The organism is Muricoccus vinaceus, assembly GCF_042433125.1.
Classification (GTDB): Bacteria; Pseudomonadota; Alphaproteobacteria; order Acetobacterales; family Acetobacteraceae; genus Roseomonas; species Roseomonas vinacea.
Genome location: NZ_JBHLVZ010000033.1, coordinates 161,134 through 176,586 on the forward strand (window position 1 = coordinate 161,134; position 15,453 = coordinate 176,586).

General features: G+C 70.7%; 13 protein-coding genes. 7 read left to right on the plus strand and 6 right to left on the minus strand.

The genetic code is table 11. The annotated features are described in order from the left end of the window. The first annotated feature begins 6 nt into the window (after nucleotides 1-6). The 4 genes from ACFFIC_RS13485 to ACFFIC_RS13500 all read left to right on the plus strand — a co-directional run bounded on the left by ACFFIC_RS13485 (nucleotide 7) and on the right by ACFFIC_RS13500 (nucleotide 3,639). Complete coding sequence (locus ACFFIC_RS13485) at nucleotides 7-417, plus strand: phosphotransferase (protein ID WP_377051114.1); 411 nt, start codon at nucleotides 7-9, stop codon at nucleotides 415-417. After that, a complete protein-coding gene (gene fabG, locus ACFFIC_RS13490; RefSeq protein WP_377051115.1) occupies nucleotides 414-1,130 on the plus strand; it encodes a 3-oxoacyl-ACP reductase FabG in 717 nt (238 codons plus the stop codon). The genes ACFFIC_RS13485 and fabG overlap by 4 nt, the downstream gene beginning before the upstream one ends. Then, nucleotides 1,127-1,663, plus strand: coding sequence for an NUDIX domain-containing protein (locus tag ACFFIC_RS13495; protein ID WP_377051117.1), 537 nt, complete (start codon nucleotides 1,127-1,129; stop codon nucleotides 1,661-1,663). The genes fabG and ACFFIC_RS13495 overlap by 4 nt, the downstream gene beginning before the upstream one ends. 419 nt (nucleotides 1,664-2,082) lie before the next feature. Beyond that, nucleotides 2,083-3,639, plus strand: coding sequence for a sensor domain-containing diguanylate cyclase (locus ACFFIC_RS13500; RefSeq protein ID WP_377051119.1), 1,557 nt, complete (start codon nucleotides 2,083-2,085; stop codon nucleotides 3,637-3,639). 73 nt (nucleotides 3,640-3,712) lie between these two features. Here ACFFIC_RS13500 and ACFFIC_RS13505 read toward each other — a convergent pair whose 3' ends face one another. The 5 genes from ACFFIC_RS13505 to ACFFIC_RS13525 all read right to left on the minus strand — a co-directional run bounded on the left by ACFFIC_RS13505 (nucleotide 3,713) and on the right by ACFFIC_RS13525 (nucleotide 9,120). Next, complete coding sequence (locus ACFFIC_RS13505) at nucleotides 3,713-4,708, minus strand: Tim44 domain-containing protein (RefSeq protein ID WP_377051121.1); 996 nt, start codon at nucleotides 4,706-4,708, stop codon at nucleotides 3,713-3,715. A 104-nt stretch (nucleotides 4,709-4,812) separates the two neighbouring features. Beyond that, nucleotides 4,813-5,439, minus strand: a complete 627-nt coding sequence (locus ACFFIC_RS13510) for a glutathione S-transferase family protein (RefSeq protein ID WP_377051123.1) — start codon at nucleotides 5,437-5,439, stop codon at nucleotides 4,813-4,815. 186 nt (nucleotides 5,440-5,625) lie between these two features. Continuing rightward, nucleotides 5,626-6,975 carry a TldD/PmbA family protein gene (locus ACFFIC_RS13515; protein WP_377051125.1) on the minus strand — a complete coding sequence of 450 codons (1,350 nt, stop codon included), beginning with the start codon at nucleotides 6,973-6,975 and terminating at the stop codon, nucleotides 5,626-5,628. Beyond that, nucleotides 6,972-8,279 (minus strand): M16 family metallopeptidase, encoded by a 1,308-nt coding sequence (locus ACFFIC_RS13520; protein WP_377051127.1) that lies wholly within the window; start codon nucleotides 8,277-8,279, stop codon nucleotides 6,972-6,974. The genes ACFFIC_RS13515 and ACFFIC_RS13520 overlap by 4 nt, the downstream gene beginning before the upstream one ends. Before the next feature lie 136 nt (nucleotides 8,280-8,415). Further along, the gene (locus ACFFIC_RS13525; RefSeq protein ID WP_377051129.1) at nucleotides 8,416-9,120 is read right to left on the minus strand and encodes a restriction endonuclease; all 705 of its coding nucleotides are present in this window, start codon (nucleotides 9,118-9,120) and stop codon (nucleotides 8,416-8,418) included. Nucleotides 9,121-9,726: 606 nt separating this feature from the next. Between ACFFIC_RS13525 and ACFFIC_RS13530 the strand changes: the two genes are divergently transcribed. Next, on the plus strand, nucleotides 9,727-12,816 hold the full coding sequence (locus ACFFIC_RS13530) for a cadherin-like domain-containing protein (RefSeq protein WP_377051131.1): 3,090 nt from the start codon (nucleotides 9,727-9,729) through the stop codon (nucleotides 12,814-12,816). Nucleotides 12,817-12,876: 60 nt separating this feature from the next. On the opposite strand, the gene thrC is transcribed toward ACFFIC_RS13530, so the two are convergent. Next, the gene (thrC, locus tag ACFFIC_RS13535; RefSeq protein WP_377051133.1) at nucleotides 12,877-14,277 is read right to left on the minus strand and encodes a threonine synthase; all 1,401 of its coding nucleotides are present in this window, start codon (nucleotides 14,275-14,277) and stop codon (nucleotides 12,877-12,879) included. A gap of 106 nt (nucleotides 14,278-14,383) precedes the next feature. Between thrC and ACFFIC_RS13540 the strand changes: the two genes are divergently transcribed. Further along, nucleotides 14,384-15,028 carry a histidine phosphatase family protein gene (locus ACFFIC_RS13540; protein WP_377051135.1) on the plus strand — a complete coding sequence of 215 codons (645 nt, stop codon included), beginning with the start codon at nucleotides 14,384-14,386 and terminating at the stop codon, nucleotides 15,026-15,028. 62 nt (nucleotides 15,029-15,090) lie between these two features. Further along, nucleotides 15,091-15,399 (plus strand): putative quinol monooxygenase, encoded by a 309-nt coding sequence (locus tag ACFFIC_RS13545; RefSeq protein ID WP_377051137.1) that lies wholly within the window; start codon nucleotides 15,091-15,093, stop codon nucleotides 15,397-15,399. Nucleotides 15,400-15,453 lie beyond the last annotated feature (54 nt).

Below are 15,453 nucleotides of genomic sequence, written 5' to 3' on the forward strand. Positions count from 1 at the left end.
CCCCCCATGATACCCCAGGTGCCGCATGGCGGCGCGATGCGGCTGCTGGACCGGGTGCTGTCCTTTGACGCGGATTCGATCGTCTGCGCCGCACTTTCTCACCGGGATGCCGCCAACCCGCTGCGGCGGGATGGGATTCTGCCAGCGGTCTGCGGCGTGGAGTACGCGCTCCAGGCCATGGCCGCGCACGGGGCGCTGACCGGCGATGGCGCGGCGCAGGCGGCGGGGTATCTGGCCAGCCTGCGCGGGGTGGAGCTTCGCGCGGCGCGGCTGGACGATCTTTCCGCCGAGCTGCGCGTGGAGGCGCGGGCGCTGAGCCGCGCGGCGCGGGGCTTCGTCTACGCCTTCTCCGTCTCGGCCGGCGGCGGCGCGCTGCTGTCGGGCCAGGCGGCCATCATCATCCCGGAGGGCGCATGATCCGCGCGCTGGTGAGCGGGGGCGCGAGCCCGATCGGGGCCGCGATCTCGCGCGCCCTGGCCCGGGACGGCCACCACGTGGTCGTGCACGCCAGCGCCCATCCGGCGCGGGCCGAGGCGGTGGCGGCGGGCATCGTGGCGGAGGGTGGCAGCGCCGAGGCGGCGGTCTTCGACCTGACGGATCCGCGGGCCTGCCCGGACGCGCTGGCGCGCCTGCTGGAGGGGGGGCCGGTGCAGGCGGTGGTGCACAACGCCGGCACGCACAGCGATGCGCCCATGGCCGGGATGTCGGCGGCGCAGTGGCACTCGGTGATCGACGTCTCGCTGAACGGCTTCTTCCACCTGGTGCAGCCGCTGCTGCTGCCGATGATCGGCACGCGCTCCGGGCGGATCGTCGCGATCTCCTCGGTTTCCGGCGTGATGGGCAACCGGGGGCAGGCGAACTACGCGGCGGCCAAGGCGGGGCTGCACGGCGCGGTGAAGTCGCTGTCCACCGAATGCGCGGCGCGCGGGGTGACGGTGAACGCGGTGGCCCCGGGCGTGATCGAGAGCCCGGCCACCGAGGCGTTCACGAAGGAGCAGATCCGCGCGATGGTGCCCGCCCGCCGCGCCGGCCGGCCGGAGGAGGTGGCGGAGCTGGTGGCCTTCCTGTGCTCGCCCCGCGCGGCCTACATCACCGGGCAGGTCATCTCGATCAACGGGGGCATGGCGTGACCATCGAGACGCTTTCGACGCGCGTGGCTTATGAAAACCCCTGGACCCGCGTGCGGGAGGACATCATCCGCCGCGCCGACGGCACCCAGGGCCTGTATGGCGTCGTGGAGCGCTCGGACTTCGTGGTGGTGGTGCCGGTGCAGGACGGGCGCGTGACGCTGGTGGAGCAGTACCGCTACCCGGTGGGGCAGCGCATGTGGGAGTTCGTGATGGGCATGTGGGAGACGCGCCCCGGCACCGACCCCGCCGCCATCGCTGCCGGTGAACTGCGCGAGGAAACGGGGCTGATCGCGGGCCGCATGACCTATGCCGGGGAAATGTTCCAGGGCGCCGGCTACTGCAACCAGCGCGGCCACGTGTTCCTGGCCACCGAGCTGACGCGTGGCGAGACGGCGCGCGAGGCGACCGAGCAGGACCTGGTGTGCCGCGAGTTCCCGCTGGCCGAGGTGGAGGCGATGCTGCGCGACGGCGTGATCCGGGACGCGATGAGCATGGCGGCCTTCGGGATGCTGCGTCTGAAGGGCCTGATTTAGGACCTGCTCCCCGAACCCTGCTCCAGTTCCCCCACCGGCGCCCGGTGACCTGAGGCGCGGGCCGGGCAGGGGGAATGGTCCTTGCCGCCATCGGCCGGGATCGGAACCCGGTCCCGGCAGCACATTGCATAACCGGAATGTGATGAGCCCGTGGCTACGCCGGTGTTCCGGCGGAACGGGTGCGTCCGGACGGCTGCGAAAGCCTTGCCGCGCGGCACATCCCGCTGCGCGAAAGCGCAGTGCGGAACAGGCTCCGCGTCATTTCGTGCCTCATTTCCCGATAATGATCTGACCTGTGAGATGTCGTCACGAATTGTCAATGAAAACGATCTGGATATTGTAAGTCGGCAACGAATCGGGTGAACGACTTCGGCCTCAGCGTCCGGCGGCCAGCACGGCCGTCCGGCTGGAGAAGTGACATGCGCCTCATCGCCTGGTTTGGCCCCGCTTGGCGCCACGGGCTTGCCGTCAGCGCCATCTGCGCCCTGTTCGGGATGACAGGATCGGCCTTGCTCCTGCACTCGGAGCGGGCGCGGCTGACTGCGGATGCGGGCTCCCAGCTGGCGGGCTATGCGAGGATGGTGGCGCAGCGGCTGGACTCCGGCCTGTCCAACTGGGCCAGCGTGGTCGGCATGGTCGCCCGCTTCGAGGCTTTCGGGCAGCAGCCGCCGGACGCCCCGCGCGCGCGCCGCCTGCTGGAGGACATGCAGCGGCATTCCACCGCGTTTTCCTGGATGGGCTTCGTGGATGCGGGCGGGCGCGTGGTCGCCGCGACCGATGGATTGCTGGAAGGGGCGGACGTGTCCCGGCGGTCCTGGTTCCGCGTGGTTTCGGCCGCACCGCCGGGCAACACGCCGTCGGCCCTGCTGCTGGCGAAGGTGGTTCCGGACCAGCTGGACAACCAGATCGATTCTTCCTTGATCGACGTGGTGGCGCCGGTGTGGAACGCGGAAGGGCAGTTCGTGGGGATGGTCGCGGGGCGCCTGACCTGGCGCTGGGCGGAGACCCTGCGGCACGAGGTGGCGAGCCTCGCGCCCTGGCAGCCGGCGCCGGAGCTGCGTGTGCTGGATTCCGACGGCGTGGTGCTGATCGGGCCCGAGAACGAACGGGGCCGGCGCTGGCCGGATGCCCTGCAGCCCGAGGGCTCGGCCGAGCGGGCGGCCTGGCGGGAGATGGCGATCCCCGGGCAACCGGACGCGCTGCTGGCCATCGCGCAGCTGGACGCGACCCAGGACCGCCCGGCGCTGGAGCTGGCCGTCGTGGCACGGCGCGACCTGGGCGCGATCATCGCCCGGCTCTGGCCCTTCGGCATCCTGCTCAGCATCAACACCTTCGGCGTGGCCGTGCTCGGCGGCCTGCTCGCGGGCTGGCACATCGACCGCGTCGCCTCCGCGCTGGACCGGGTGCTCGGCAGCGGCCGCAGCCGGGACGTGATGAAGCGCCTGGAACAGCTGCGCGACCAAGCGTGGCGCGACCCGCTGACGGGCCTGCTGAACCGTGCGGGGTTCGAGGCCTGGCAGGCAACGCAGCCGGACCTGTTGCAGGGCTGCGCGGTGGTGGTGATCGACCTGGACGGCTTCAAGCCGGTCAACGACCTGCACGGCCATGGCGCGGGGGACGCCGTGCTGCGCAGCATCGGACGCTGGCTTCAGCAGAACCTGCGCACGGAGGATGCCGCCGTGCGGCTGGGGGGCGACGAATTCGTGCTCTGCCTGCCCGGCGAGACGGATTCGGTGGCCGAAGCGGCGCTTGAGGTCGGAGCGCGCCTGAACGCCCTGTTGCGGGACGGCGTGCCGAGCCCGGCCGGGCAGGTTCGGCTGGGGTGCAGCATGGGCTTCGCCCGCGTGCCGCTGGACGCACCGGACATCGATGCCGCGATCGAAAAGGCGGATGCCGGACTCTACGACGCCAAGAGGCGGCGGACGGGATCCCTGCGCAACCGGGTCTCGGCCGAAGGAGAGCACTCCGGGAGCTGAAGCAAGCCCTGGAACGCAACACGCCCGGGGCGGATCGCCCCGGGCGTGCCGGACCCCTCCACGCGAGGGAAGGCTACTTGGTCTGCTGGATCGCCGAGAGGATCCAGCTCTCGCCCGGCCGGCGCGCGAAGGTCCAGACCTCCGTCGTGGTCTGCCGCGCGCTGGGATCGCCCTCCACCACCTGCCCGGCCGCGTCGCGGGTCACGTCCACCAGACTGAAGCGCATGGCCACCGTGGCGTAATCCACGCCGTCCTCGGACCATGCCTCGGCGAGGTCGCCCGCCTCCAGACGGACGTCGCTGGTCTGGTTGCGCCAGCCGCGGGCGGCGAGGTCGCGCAGGTCGCCCTCGAAGTAGCGGGCCATCTCCGGCGTGGTCAGCCGGCGCAAGGCGGAAACGTCCTGGGCGGACCAAGCCTGGTTGATCTGCACCAGGCTCTTCTCGAAGGCGGCGAAATCGGACTGCCCGACCTGCAGCGGGCGGGCGGCGGCCCGGCCGCCCATCGCCGCGCCGGCCATGCCGCCGGCGCCATCCATCTGCCGCGCATAGGTGCCCGATGCGGCATCCGGCAAGGGGCCGCGGCCGCCGGCACCGGCCATGGCGGGCATTCCGGCGCGCCGGCCCCGGATGACGCGCATCACCAGCCAGATGATGCCGGCGATGATGGCCAGCTGGAGCAGGAAGCCCAGGAAGCCCGAGCCGCCGGACATGCCGCCGAAGGCGCCGTGACCAAAGAGCATCCCGGCGATGCCGGCGCCCAGCAGGCCACCCATCAGCCCGGACATGAAGCCGCCGCCGAACAGCCCGCCCCGGCTGGGGGTGGTGTAGGAGGGCGCTGGACGCGGGGCATAGCCGGGGGCCGCGGTGCCCGGCGCCTGGCGCGGCGCCTCGGTCCGGTTGAAGGGGCTGGCGGTGCCCGGCGCCGTCCGGGTGGCGGGCGGCGCGCTGTAGCTGCGCGAGCCGCGGCTGCCCGAGGAGAAGCCGCCGCCGGGGCGGGCCTCGGCGATGGCGGGACCGAGCGCGAGGCTCAGGGCGGCGAAGGCGGCCAGGAGGCGGGCGCGGCGGCGCATGGGGGTGGTACTCCGAAGGAGGTTTCTCACAGTGGTGTAATATAGTGGCAAGGCGCCCGGTTTCCACTCCATCCCCATGGTCGCCCCCAAACGGGCCGAGGCGCTCAGGCGGGCTCGGCCTCGCGCCGCTTCATCATGGCCTGAAAGGCGGGGCGGGACTGGCAGGCCGCGATCCAGGCCTGCACGGCGGGTGCGGCCTCGAACAGGGCGCGGGCGGGCTGGGCATAGCGGATCACCTCCGCCAGGTTGATGTCCGCCACGGTGAAGCGTCCGCCCACCAGGTGCCCGCCGCTCCCGGCGAGTGCCGCATCCAGCACGGCGAAGGGGGCCTGGAGGCGCGCGGCCGCGGCCTCGGCATCGCGCTTCTGGACGATGGCCAGACAGTCGGCCTCGATGCCCATGCCCCAGAGGGACCACATGGCCACCAGCCCTTCCTCCCGGGCGTCGCGGGGCGCGAGCGGGCCACCGTGCTTGCGCGCGAGATAAAGGCTGATGGCAAGGGACTCGTGGAGGATGAAGCCGTCGTCGTCGATCGAGGGGATCAGCCCGTTGGGGTTGATGGCCCGGAAGGCGGGAGATGCGGTGTTGAGCGGCGCGTCGGGGGCGGCCGGGTCCTTCAGCCGATAGGCCTGGATCACCGGGACGTGCTCGAAGTCGAGACCCAGCTCCATGGCGGTCCAGGCGGGGCGCGTCGCGCGGGAGCGAAGGACGCCGTAGAGCTTCAGGGACATGGGTGGTTTCCTCGGTTTGTTGGCGAGGCGGGGATAGCATGGCGGGGGCGGGGCGCGAGTGGCCCCCCGAGGAGAAGGAAGCCTCCTCGCGGACCCCGCTCATCTTCTTTCCTGTGGTTCCCGCCGAATTCCGTGGAGGGTTCGGGGGAGCTGATTCCCCATGAGGGCCGGGCCTCCGTTGCGCCGTCAGGCTCCCGCCATGGTCAGCCCGTCGATCCGCAGCGTCGGGCTATCGGTGCCGCGCCGGAAGCGGAGGTCGCTGGCGGGGGTGATGTGCAGGAACATCTCCAGCAGGTTCCCGGCGATGGTGACGCCCGAGAAGGCTTCCGCGAGCTGGCCGTTGCGGATCATGAAGCCGGAGGCGCCGCGGCTGTAGTCGCCGGTCAGGGCGTTGATGCTGCTGCCGATCATCTCGGTGACGTAGAGGCCCTCGGCGATGTCGGCCATCAGGGCCTCGGGGGTGAGGCTGCCCGGCTCCAGCCAGAGGTTGGTGGTGGAAGGAGAGGGCGGGCCGCCGACGGCACGGGCGGCGCGGCCGTTGGAGGCGAGGTTGAGCTGGCGGGCGGCGCGCCAGTCGAGCAGCCAGTGGTGCAGCACGCCGTCCTCGACGATGGCGAGCGGCGCGGTGGGCATGCCCTCGGCGTCGAAGGGACGGGAGCGGAGGCCGCGGGGGCGGGTGGGGTCGTCGCGGATGGTGAGGCCGCGGGCCATGACCTGGGTGCCCATCTTCTCGCGCAGGAAGCTCGTCCCGCGGGCGACGGAGGCGCCGTTGGCCGCGCCCACGAGGTGCCCGATGATCGAGCCGGCCACGCGGGGGTCATAGAGCACGGGCAGGCGCGCCGTGGGCGGGCGTGTGGGGTTCAGGCGCCGCACCGCGCGCTCGCCGGCGTTGCGGCCCAGCGTCTCGGGGTCGTCGAGGTCGGACAGGTGGGTGGCGGAGCCGTAGTCGTAGTCGCGCTCCATCCCCGTGCCCTGGCCGGCGAGAGCCGTGACGGAGAGGCTGTGGCCGCTGCGGGTGTAGGTGCCGGCGAAGCCGTTGGAGGCGGCCAGCGCGATCACCGTGCGGCTCCAGCCGGCATCCGCGCCCTCGGAGTTGGTGACGCCGGCGATGGCGCGGGCGGCTTCCTCGGCGCGGCGGGCGCGCTCGGTCAGGACCGCGACATCGGGCTCGACGCCGTCATCCATGTCGAGCGGCAGGCCGGCGAGGGAGGGCACGCGGTCGGGCAGGCCGCCGAAGGGGTCTTCCGGCACGGCGCGGGCCATGGCGACGGCGCGCTCGACCAGTTGCGCGAAGCCGCGCGGGTCCGCGTCGGTGGTGGAAACGATGGCCTGGCGCTTTCCGAGGAAAACGCGGAGGCCGATGTCGAAGCCCTCGGCGCGCTCCACGTTCTCCACCTCGCCCAGGCGCATCTGCACGGAAAGCGAGGCGCCGGCGGCGAGCATGGCATCGGCCGCATCCGCCCCCGCCGCGCGCGCGGCGGCGACGAGGGTGGCCAGCGTTTCGCGCGGGTCGGCCTTGGTGAGGGTCTCGCTCACGCCGCCAGCCTTTCGATCACCTCGGGCAGGTGCGGCACGCGCCCGGCGGGGCCGAGGGCGGCCAGGGTCGGCGCGGCGCGGAAGGCGCGGGCGGCGGCCTGCTGGACCTGCTCCACCGTGACGGCAGCGATGCGGGCCTTGGTTTCCTCCACCGGGATGATGCGGCCATGCACCTGCAGCTGGCGCGCGAGCTGCTCGCAGCGCGAGCCCGTGGATTCCAGCGACATCAGCACGGAGGCGCGAAGCTGGGCCTTGGCGCGGGCCAGTTCCTCCTCGGTCACGTCGTGCTGGACGCGGCGGAGCTCCTCCAGCGTCGCCGGCATCAGCTCCGCCGCCTGCTCCTCGCCGGTGCCGGCATAGATCGTGAAGAGGCCTGCGTCCCGATAGGGCGAGTGGAAGGAGTAGACGGAGTAAACGAGGCCGCGGCGCTCGCGGATTTCCTGGAACAGGCGCGACGACATGCCGCCGCCGAGGATGGTGGAGAGCAGCATCGTCGGGTGGTGCATGGGATCGCCATAGGCGGGCCCCGGGAAGCCCAGCAGCAGGTGCACCTGGTCGAGGTCGCGCTCCTCGCGGAACTCGCCGCCGGTGTAGCGGGCGGGCTCGGCCTCGTGCTGGCCGGTGGTGGGCAGGTCGGCGAAGTGCCGCTTCGTCAGCTCCACCAGCGCGTCGTGGTCCACGGCGCCGGCGGCGGCCACGACCATGCGGGAGGGGCCGTAGTGGCGGCGCATGTAGCCGGTCAGGGCCTCGCGCGACATGGTCTCGATGATGCCGGCGGGGCCGAGGGTGGGGCGGCCCATGGGCTGGCCGTGATAGGCGCGGTCCTGGAAGTGGTCGAAGATGATGTCGTCGGGCGTGTCGTTCGCCTGGCCGATCTCCTGCAGGATCACGCCACGCTCGCGCTCCACCTCCTCGGGGATGAAGGTGGAGTGCGTCAGGATGTCGCCCAGGATGTCGGCGGCGAGCGGCAGGTCCTCCTTCAGGACCTTGGCGTAGTAGGCCGTGGTCTCGCGGGCCGTATAGGCGTTCAGGTGGCCGCCCACCGCCTCGATCTCGCGCGCGATGGCCTGGGCGTCGCGCTTCTCGGTGCCCTTGAAGGCCATGTGCTCGAGGAAGTGGGAGACGCCGTTCTCCTCGGCCGTCTCGTCGCGCGTGCCCGTGTGCACATAGGCGCCGATGGAGGCGGTTTCCACGCGCTCCATGGCGTCGGACACCACGGTCAGGCCGTTGGGCAGGCGGGTGAGGCGGATGGAGCCGCCGTCCAGGCTGGGATCGGTTGCGGCGGCCAGGGTGTGCTCGGTCATGCCAGGGGATTGCTTCCGGGGATGGGGGGCGTTTCCCTCTCAATGTAGGGTGGAAGGCGTTCCCGTGCGAGGCGGAGCGTTCGGGCCTGGGCGGCGAAAGCCCGGGTGCTTCGGCGGGAGGCCCCGGCCTGCGTCCTCAGCGCGGGGCCGGCGGCGGCGCGGGCGGAGGGAGCGGCAGGGCGGCGCGGGCCGACCCGCGGGGCCCGGCGGGCGGGTGGTCGGGCGCCATGCTCGGGCAGAGCAGGATGAACCCGGCCAGCACCAGGGCCGCGACCGCCGGCCCAGGCAGGTGGCGGGCCGGGACCCGGGGGCGGGACGGCGTGCCTTCCCCACGGCGGGCGCGGCGGCGACGGGCGCGGCCGGGCTGGGCCGGTGGGAGGGGCGTGGCCGGGGTTGCCGGCCAGTCCACCAGGGCTTCCACCCGCGGCAGGTCGGAAACATGCAGCAGCAGCACGTTCACGCGGGCGGCCAGGGCATGGGCGGCCGCGGTGTAGGGCGCGTTGGAAACCACGGCGGCGGCATCCGCCCCGGCATAGCCGCGCCCGGCGAGCGCCTCCTGCACGGCCTTGTTGCCCACGGGGCGGGCGTGGAGCTTGCACTGGATCACCAGGGCGCGCCCGTCCTTGCGGGCCAGCACGTCCACGCCCTGGTCGCCCGAGCCGCGGCCAACCGCGACGGACCAGCCACGGGCCGCGAGAATGTCGCCGCAGTGCTGCTCGAACTGGCGGGGCGTGAGGCTGGGAGGCGCTTCGGGAAGGGCGGTTTCGGCCGGAATGGCATGCACCAGCACCAGCAGCGCCGCGACGGCCAGGAGGGCGAGGGCCGCGAGAAGCAGCGCCATCCCGAACCTCCCTGCGCCTGTCGCGACTCCGGCGGGCCGCCGGCGGCCTGCCTGTGGCGTGCGACTCGGGGGATTGCGGCCGGGCAGGGCTTTTAGGTGCCGTTCCTGAGAGGGAACTTCAACATCGGAGTGTAAATGAGGCGCGGAAAACTGTTCGCCGGATCAACCGCTTGGCTCGCCCGCCACCACCCTCCGGCGCGGGAGCTCTGCCGAAAGGTTCCATCGGGAGGCATCCATTCTCGTGCGGAGCGGCACATGGCGGCTCAAAAACAAGACGGCGGGTGTGATCCCGGAGTTTCGGTCCCCAGGCGTTGCGCTGGAACACCCGGTGCCGCTGAGGGATGAGAACCGCAAGGCGAGAAACAAGCTGGAGCATCTGGGCAAGAGGCCCGGTGGCAAGACGGTGGAGCGCGGCTGGCCGCAGGGGGGGCGGCGGAGACGAAGGGCCCGGAGAAGCGTGGGCTCGGACGGACAGGCGGGTGGGAAGGCGTGAGGTGGCGGAGACAGGGGTTAACCGGGAGCCAACGCCAAAGTTTCTTCAAAATGTGACTTGTATCAAAAAAGAGATAACGGCTAGACGTTGCGTACCCGACATGGAGGCGCATCGTGCTCACCGGTACCCAGAACAACGACACGTTCCTGACCGCCTTCGGCAAGGAAAGCATTTCCGCCGGAAATGGCCAGGACCGCGTGATCTATGATGCGACTGCCTATGTGTCAGGCGGTTCGACTCAGACCATCGATGGCGGTGCCGGAACCGACACGCTGACGATCCGCCTGTCGCGGGCGCAGTTCGAGGCGCTCAAGGGCGAGCTCGACGACTACGCCGCCACGCTGCCGAAAGAGCTGAACTTCTACGACCAGAACATCAAGGCCACGGCGGACAACCCGTTCCAGCTCAAGCCGGACATGCTGAAGGCGCTGATGGCCGGCACGCTGACGACGGGGCAGAACAACCAGTCCAGCTTCTTCACCTTCAACTCCATCGGCGTCAGCATCAAGCAGTTCGAGGCGCTGCGCTTCGAGGTCGTCAACGCGGTGCCGGTGGTGTCGGGCGCGGTGAAGGGCACGGTGGCCGAGGACGGGGCGGCCTCCACGCTGAACGCGCTGGCCAATGCATCGGACAGCGATCCCGGCGCCGTGCTGTTGGTCATGGGCGTGCCCGGCACGCTGCCGGCGGGCGTGACCTATGACGCGCTGTCCAAGACCTTCACGCTGGATCCCTCCAACGCCGCCTTCCAGTCCCTGGCGGCGGGCGAGACCACGATCGTGAAGGTCTCGTTCATGGTGTCGGATGGAATCGCCAGCAGCCCGGCCTCGGTGTGCTGGACCGTGACGGGTACCAATGACGGGCCGAAAGTGGTCGGCGCGGAAAACCAGGGCGGGGCAGTGGCGGAGGACGCGGCGCTCTGCACGACCGGCGCCTTCACCTTCACCGACGCCGATCTCAAGGACGGCCACACGCTTTCCGTCACCGCACCGGATGGGGCGCGTGGAAAGCTGACCGCATTCATCGCCGAGGACAGCACGGGCGGCCAGGCGGGCACGGTCTGCTGGACCTATGCGCTGGACAACAACAAGGCGCAGTCCCTCGGCGAGAGCCAGGTGGTGACGGAAACCTGGACACTTCAGGTCAGTGACGGGAAGGGCGGGACGGTCGAGAAGACCGTCACCATCACCATCACCGGCACCAACGACGCGCCGGTGCTGACCGGCAGCATGGCCGTGCTGGTGGCGGGCACCGAGGACGCGGACCACACGGTCACCGCGGCCGACCTGCTGGCGGGCTTCTCGGACGTGGACGGCGACACGCTCTCGATCATCGGCCTGGTGGCCGACCACGGCACGGTGACGGTCAACGCGGACGGCACCTTCACCATCACGCCGGCGGCGAACCACAACGGCGAGGTCGTCCTCAGGTACAACGTAATCGACGGCCAGGGCGGCATGATCGCCGCCAGCCAGAGCTTCACCCTGGCAGCGGTGAATGATGCGCCCAAGGGCATGGCCGCGGCGACCCTGGTGGCGGGCACCGAGGACACTGCCTACACGGTGAGCGCCGCCGACCTGCTGGCCGGCTTCTCGGACGTGGACGACACAATCCTGTCGGTCAGCGGCCTGGCTGCCGACCATGGCACGGTGACGGTCAACGCGGACGGCACCTTCACCATCACGCCAGCGGCGAACCACAACGGCGCCGTCAATCTGACCTACAGCGTGGTTGATGCGGCCGGTGCCGCGGTCCCGGCAACCCAGAGCTTCACGCTGGCGGCGGTGAACGACGCCGCCGTTATCGGGATGCCAATGGTTTCGGCGGTGACGGAGGACGCCGACCCGACCACGCTGCGCGCGACGGGGGAGATCTCCATCAGCGACGCCGACCAGGGTCAGGCCTTGTTCAAGACGGTGGTGGGCTCGGCCGCAGGCAACCTCGGCGCGCTGATCCTTGGGGCGGACGGCACCTACACCTACTCCGTCGCCAATTCGGCGGTGCAGTATCTTGGGGCGGGCGAGACGAAGACCGACACCTTCACGGTCCAGGCCTTCGATGACACCATGAGGCAGGTGAGCTTCACCATCCACGGCGTCAACGATGCACCCGTGATCACCGCGCCCAATGCCGGCAATCCGATTGCGATTTCCTTTCCGGAAAACAGCACCGCGGCAGTGACCGACGTGGACGCATCCGACGTGGACGGCGTCACGATCTCCTACTCGATCGTGGCCGGAGGTGATAGCAACCTGTTCAACATTTCGAACACTGGGGTCCTGACCTTCAAGACGGCTCCCGATTACGAGCACCCGGCGGACTGCGATGCCAACAACTTCTACGTTGTGACGGTGCAGGCATCGGACGGGGCGCTCACGGACAGGCAGACGATCACCGTGAAGGTGCAGGACGTGAGTGAGAGCATCTCCATTCCTTCTCCAATCAACACCGCGAACGATCCCAACGACAGAAACAATGACACAGCAGGGCCGGCCGAGGTAAAACTGAATCCAACCCGCAATAATGACGTGCTGGTTGGTACCTCCGGCCCTAACATCATGAGCGCCGGGAACGGTGATGATACGGTCTACGGCGGAGGCGGCAACGACAGCATCAACGGCAACAATGGCGCTGACAGGCTCTACGGCCAGACCGGTGATGATGCGGTCAGTGGCGAGAACGACAACGACACGATCTATGGTGGATCGGGCGAAGACGCCATCAACGGCGGCAACGGCAGCGATCTTGTTTATGGCGGAAGTGGTAACGACACGATAAGCGACTTGGGTGGCAATTTGAGCGACGACACGATTTACGGCGGCTCAGGCCACGATCGGATTGATGGTGGTAACGGTGAAGACCTCATTATTGGCGGTTATGGCGCGGACACCCTCACTGGCGGCGCGGGGCAGGACACGTTCCTGTTCCTGAGCTCCCTAGACACCGGCGACACGATCACCGACTTCCGCCGTTCCGAAGGTGATCTCATCGACCTGAGGGCGATCGATGGAACTCCGGGCGGCTCGCCTTTGAGCTATGGAGGCCAGAGCCAGACGTTCAGCGCAGTCCATAGCGTGACTTGGCACGAGAATGCCGGGAAGACGATCGTTCAGGTCGATATCGACGGAAACCTGTCGAGCGCCGAGTTCGTCGCGACCCTGAACGGCACTGGCCTCAATTTGCAGCAGACCGACTTCATTCTCTGACACTGGCGGTGCTCATCGAAGTGAGCACCGTGCCCGGCTCCCGGTCTCCGCCGGGAGCCGCTACATGTTCCGCCGCGCGTGCGCCCGCACGGCGGCCTCGATCGTCGCGAGGTCGTTCGGCACCACCGTGAAGCGCTCCTCGCGCTCATACAAGTCCGCCATGTGCGGCGGCAGGGCCGGGCGCGCGCCCGTGGCCTGCTCCACCGCGTCCGGGAACTTCGCGGGATGGGCGGTGGCGGCGACGATGATGGGCGTGCGTGCGTCATCGGGCGGGCTGTGATGGCTGGCGGCGGTGCCGGCGGCGGTGTGCGGGTCCGCGGCATAGCCCTGGTCGTGCAGACGGCGCATCTCCGCCACCGTTTCCTCGTCGGACACCGCATGGGCGCGGAACAGGGCGGTGGCCGCGCGCCAAGCGGCGTCGGGCACGGGCATGGCGCCGGTCTCGCGGAAGGCGCGCATGGTGGCTGCGGTCTTCGCGCCGTCGCGGCCCAGCAGCTCGAACAGCAGGCGCTCGAAGTTCGAGGACACCTGGATGTCCATGCTCGGCGAAAGGCTGGGCGCCACCGGGCGGGCCGTCATGTCGTTGGCGCCGATGAAGCGGGCCAGGATGTCGTTGCGGTTGGCGCCGATGATCAGGGTGGAGATGGGCAGCCCCATGCTGCGTGCGGCCCAGGCGGCGAAGACATTGCCGAAGTTGCCGGTGGGCACGCTGAAGGCGACCTCGCGCTGCGGGGCGCCGAGCGCGAGCGCGCTGGCGACGTAATAGGGGATCTGCGCCGCGATGCGCGCCCAGTTGATGGAGTTCACGGCCGAAAGGTTCATCTCCGCGCGGAAGGGCGCGTCGTTGAACATGGCCTTCACCAGGTCCTGGCAGGTGTCGAAGTCGCCGTGGACGGCGATGTTCCGCACGTTGGGCGAGTGCACCGTGGTCATCTGCCGGCGCTGCACCGGGCTGGTGCGGCCCTCCGGGTGGAGGATGACGATGTCGAGCTGGGCGCGGTCGCGGCAGGCCTCGATGGCGGCCGAGCCGGTGTCGCCGGAGGTGGCGCCCACGATGGTGATGCGCTCGCCGCGCCGGGCCAGCACGTGGTCGAACATGCGGCCCAGGAGCTGGAGGGCGAAGTCCTTGAAGGCCAGCGTCGGGCCGTGGAACAGCTCCAGCGCGAAGCGCCGCTCGTCCAGCTGCACCAGGGGGCACACGGCGGGGGTGGTGAAGCCGGCATAGGCCTCGCGGCACATGGCCAGCAGCACGCCGGGCGCGAAGGTGTCCCCGGTGAAGCGGCCGATGATGTCGGCGGCGAGGTCCGGATAGGGCAGGCCGCGCAGCGCCTCCCACTCGGCGAGGGTGAGGGTGGGCCAGGTTTCCGGCAGGAACAGGCCTCCGTCCTCGGCCAGGCCGGCCAGGAGCACGGCCTCGAAGGAACGGGGGGCGGCCTCGCCGCGGGTGGAGACGTAGCGCATGGCCGGGGCTTAGCGGAAAGCCGCGCGCGGCGGAACGGTGCCTCCGCACATGGGTGGGGCGCGATGCCGGCCTCGCGGGGGGCCTCGCGCGTGGCAGGATGCGCGGATGATCCGGCGCGCCCTTCTTTCCCTTCCCTTTCCCCTTCTGCTCGCGCGGCCAGCGGCGGCGCAGGAGCTGTCCCCGCTCCGCCCGGGCACGGGGGAAGGCGATGCGCTGGTGGCGCGGCTGCGCGCGGGCGGGCTGGTGCTGTTCCTGCGCCACGCGGACACCAGGGGCGAGCCCTGCGACCGGTCCTTCCGCGTCGGGGACCGCGAGGGGCAGCGCAACATCTCCCCCGCCGGGCGGGCGCAGGCGGAGGCGGTCGGACGGCGACTGGCGGAGCTGGGCATTCCCTTGGAGTTCCCGGTGCTGGCCGGCCCGGTGTTCCGGGCGCGCGACACGGCCGAGGCCGCCTTCGGCCCGGCGCGGGTGCGGGTGACGGACGACCTGCTGGCCGATGACTATGCCGGCGGGCGGCTGGCGGCGGTGATGGCGGGGCACCGGCGCCTGCTCTCGGCGCCCGTGGCGGCCGGGGGGAACCGGCTTCTGGTGGGGCACCGGACGCCGCTGGTGATGATCGCCGGGCCGGCGGTGGGTGGGCGGGCGCTGCCGGAAGGGGCGCTGGCCTTGGTGGAGCCCGGCGGGGATTTCCGGGTGCTGGGCGTGCTGGAACTCGCGCCGCTGCCCGGGGGTGGCTTCCACGGGTGCTGAGTGGGCTGCCCTCCGGCGGCCGTCCGGCTTAGCCTGCCCCTTCACCCAGGGGAGAGAACCGCGTGATCCATGTTGTTGCCGTCATCACCGCCAAGCCCGGCCAGCGGGAGGCGCTGCTGCGGCTGTTCCAGGCCAATGTGCCGGCCGTTCTGGCCGAGCAGGGATGCATCGAATACGTGCCGGTGGTGGACCTGCCCGATTTCGGCCCGGCCCAGGCGCCGATCGGGCCGGACAGCTTCATCGTGATCGAGAAGTGGGAAAGCGCCGAGGCGCTGCGGGCGCACGGGGCGGCGCCGCACATGGTCGCCTATGGCCGGGCCTCGCGGGAGATGGTGGCCGGCCGGACCGTTCACGTGCTGCAGGCGGCCTGAGGCGGAATCGCTCGCTGTACCGTCCGGACGGTTGGAAAACGGTGGAAAAGCCGT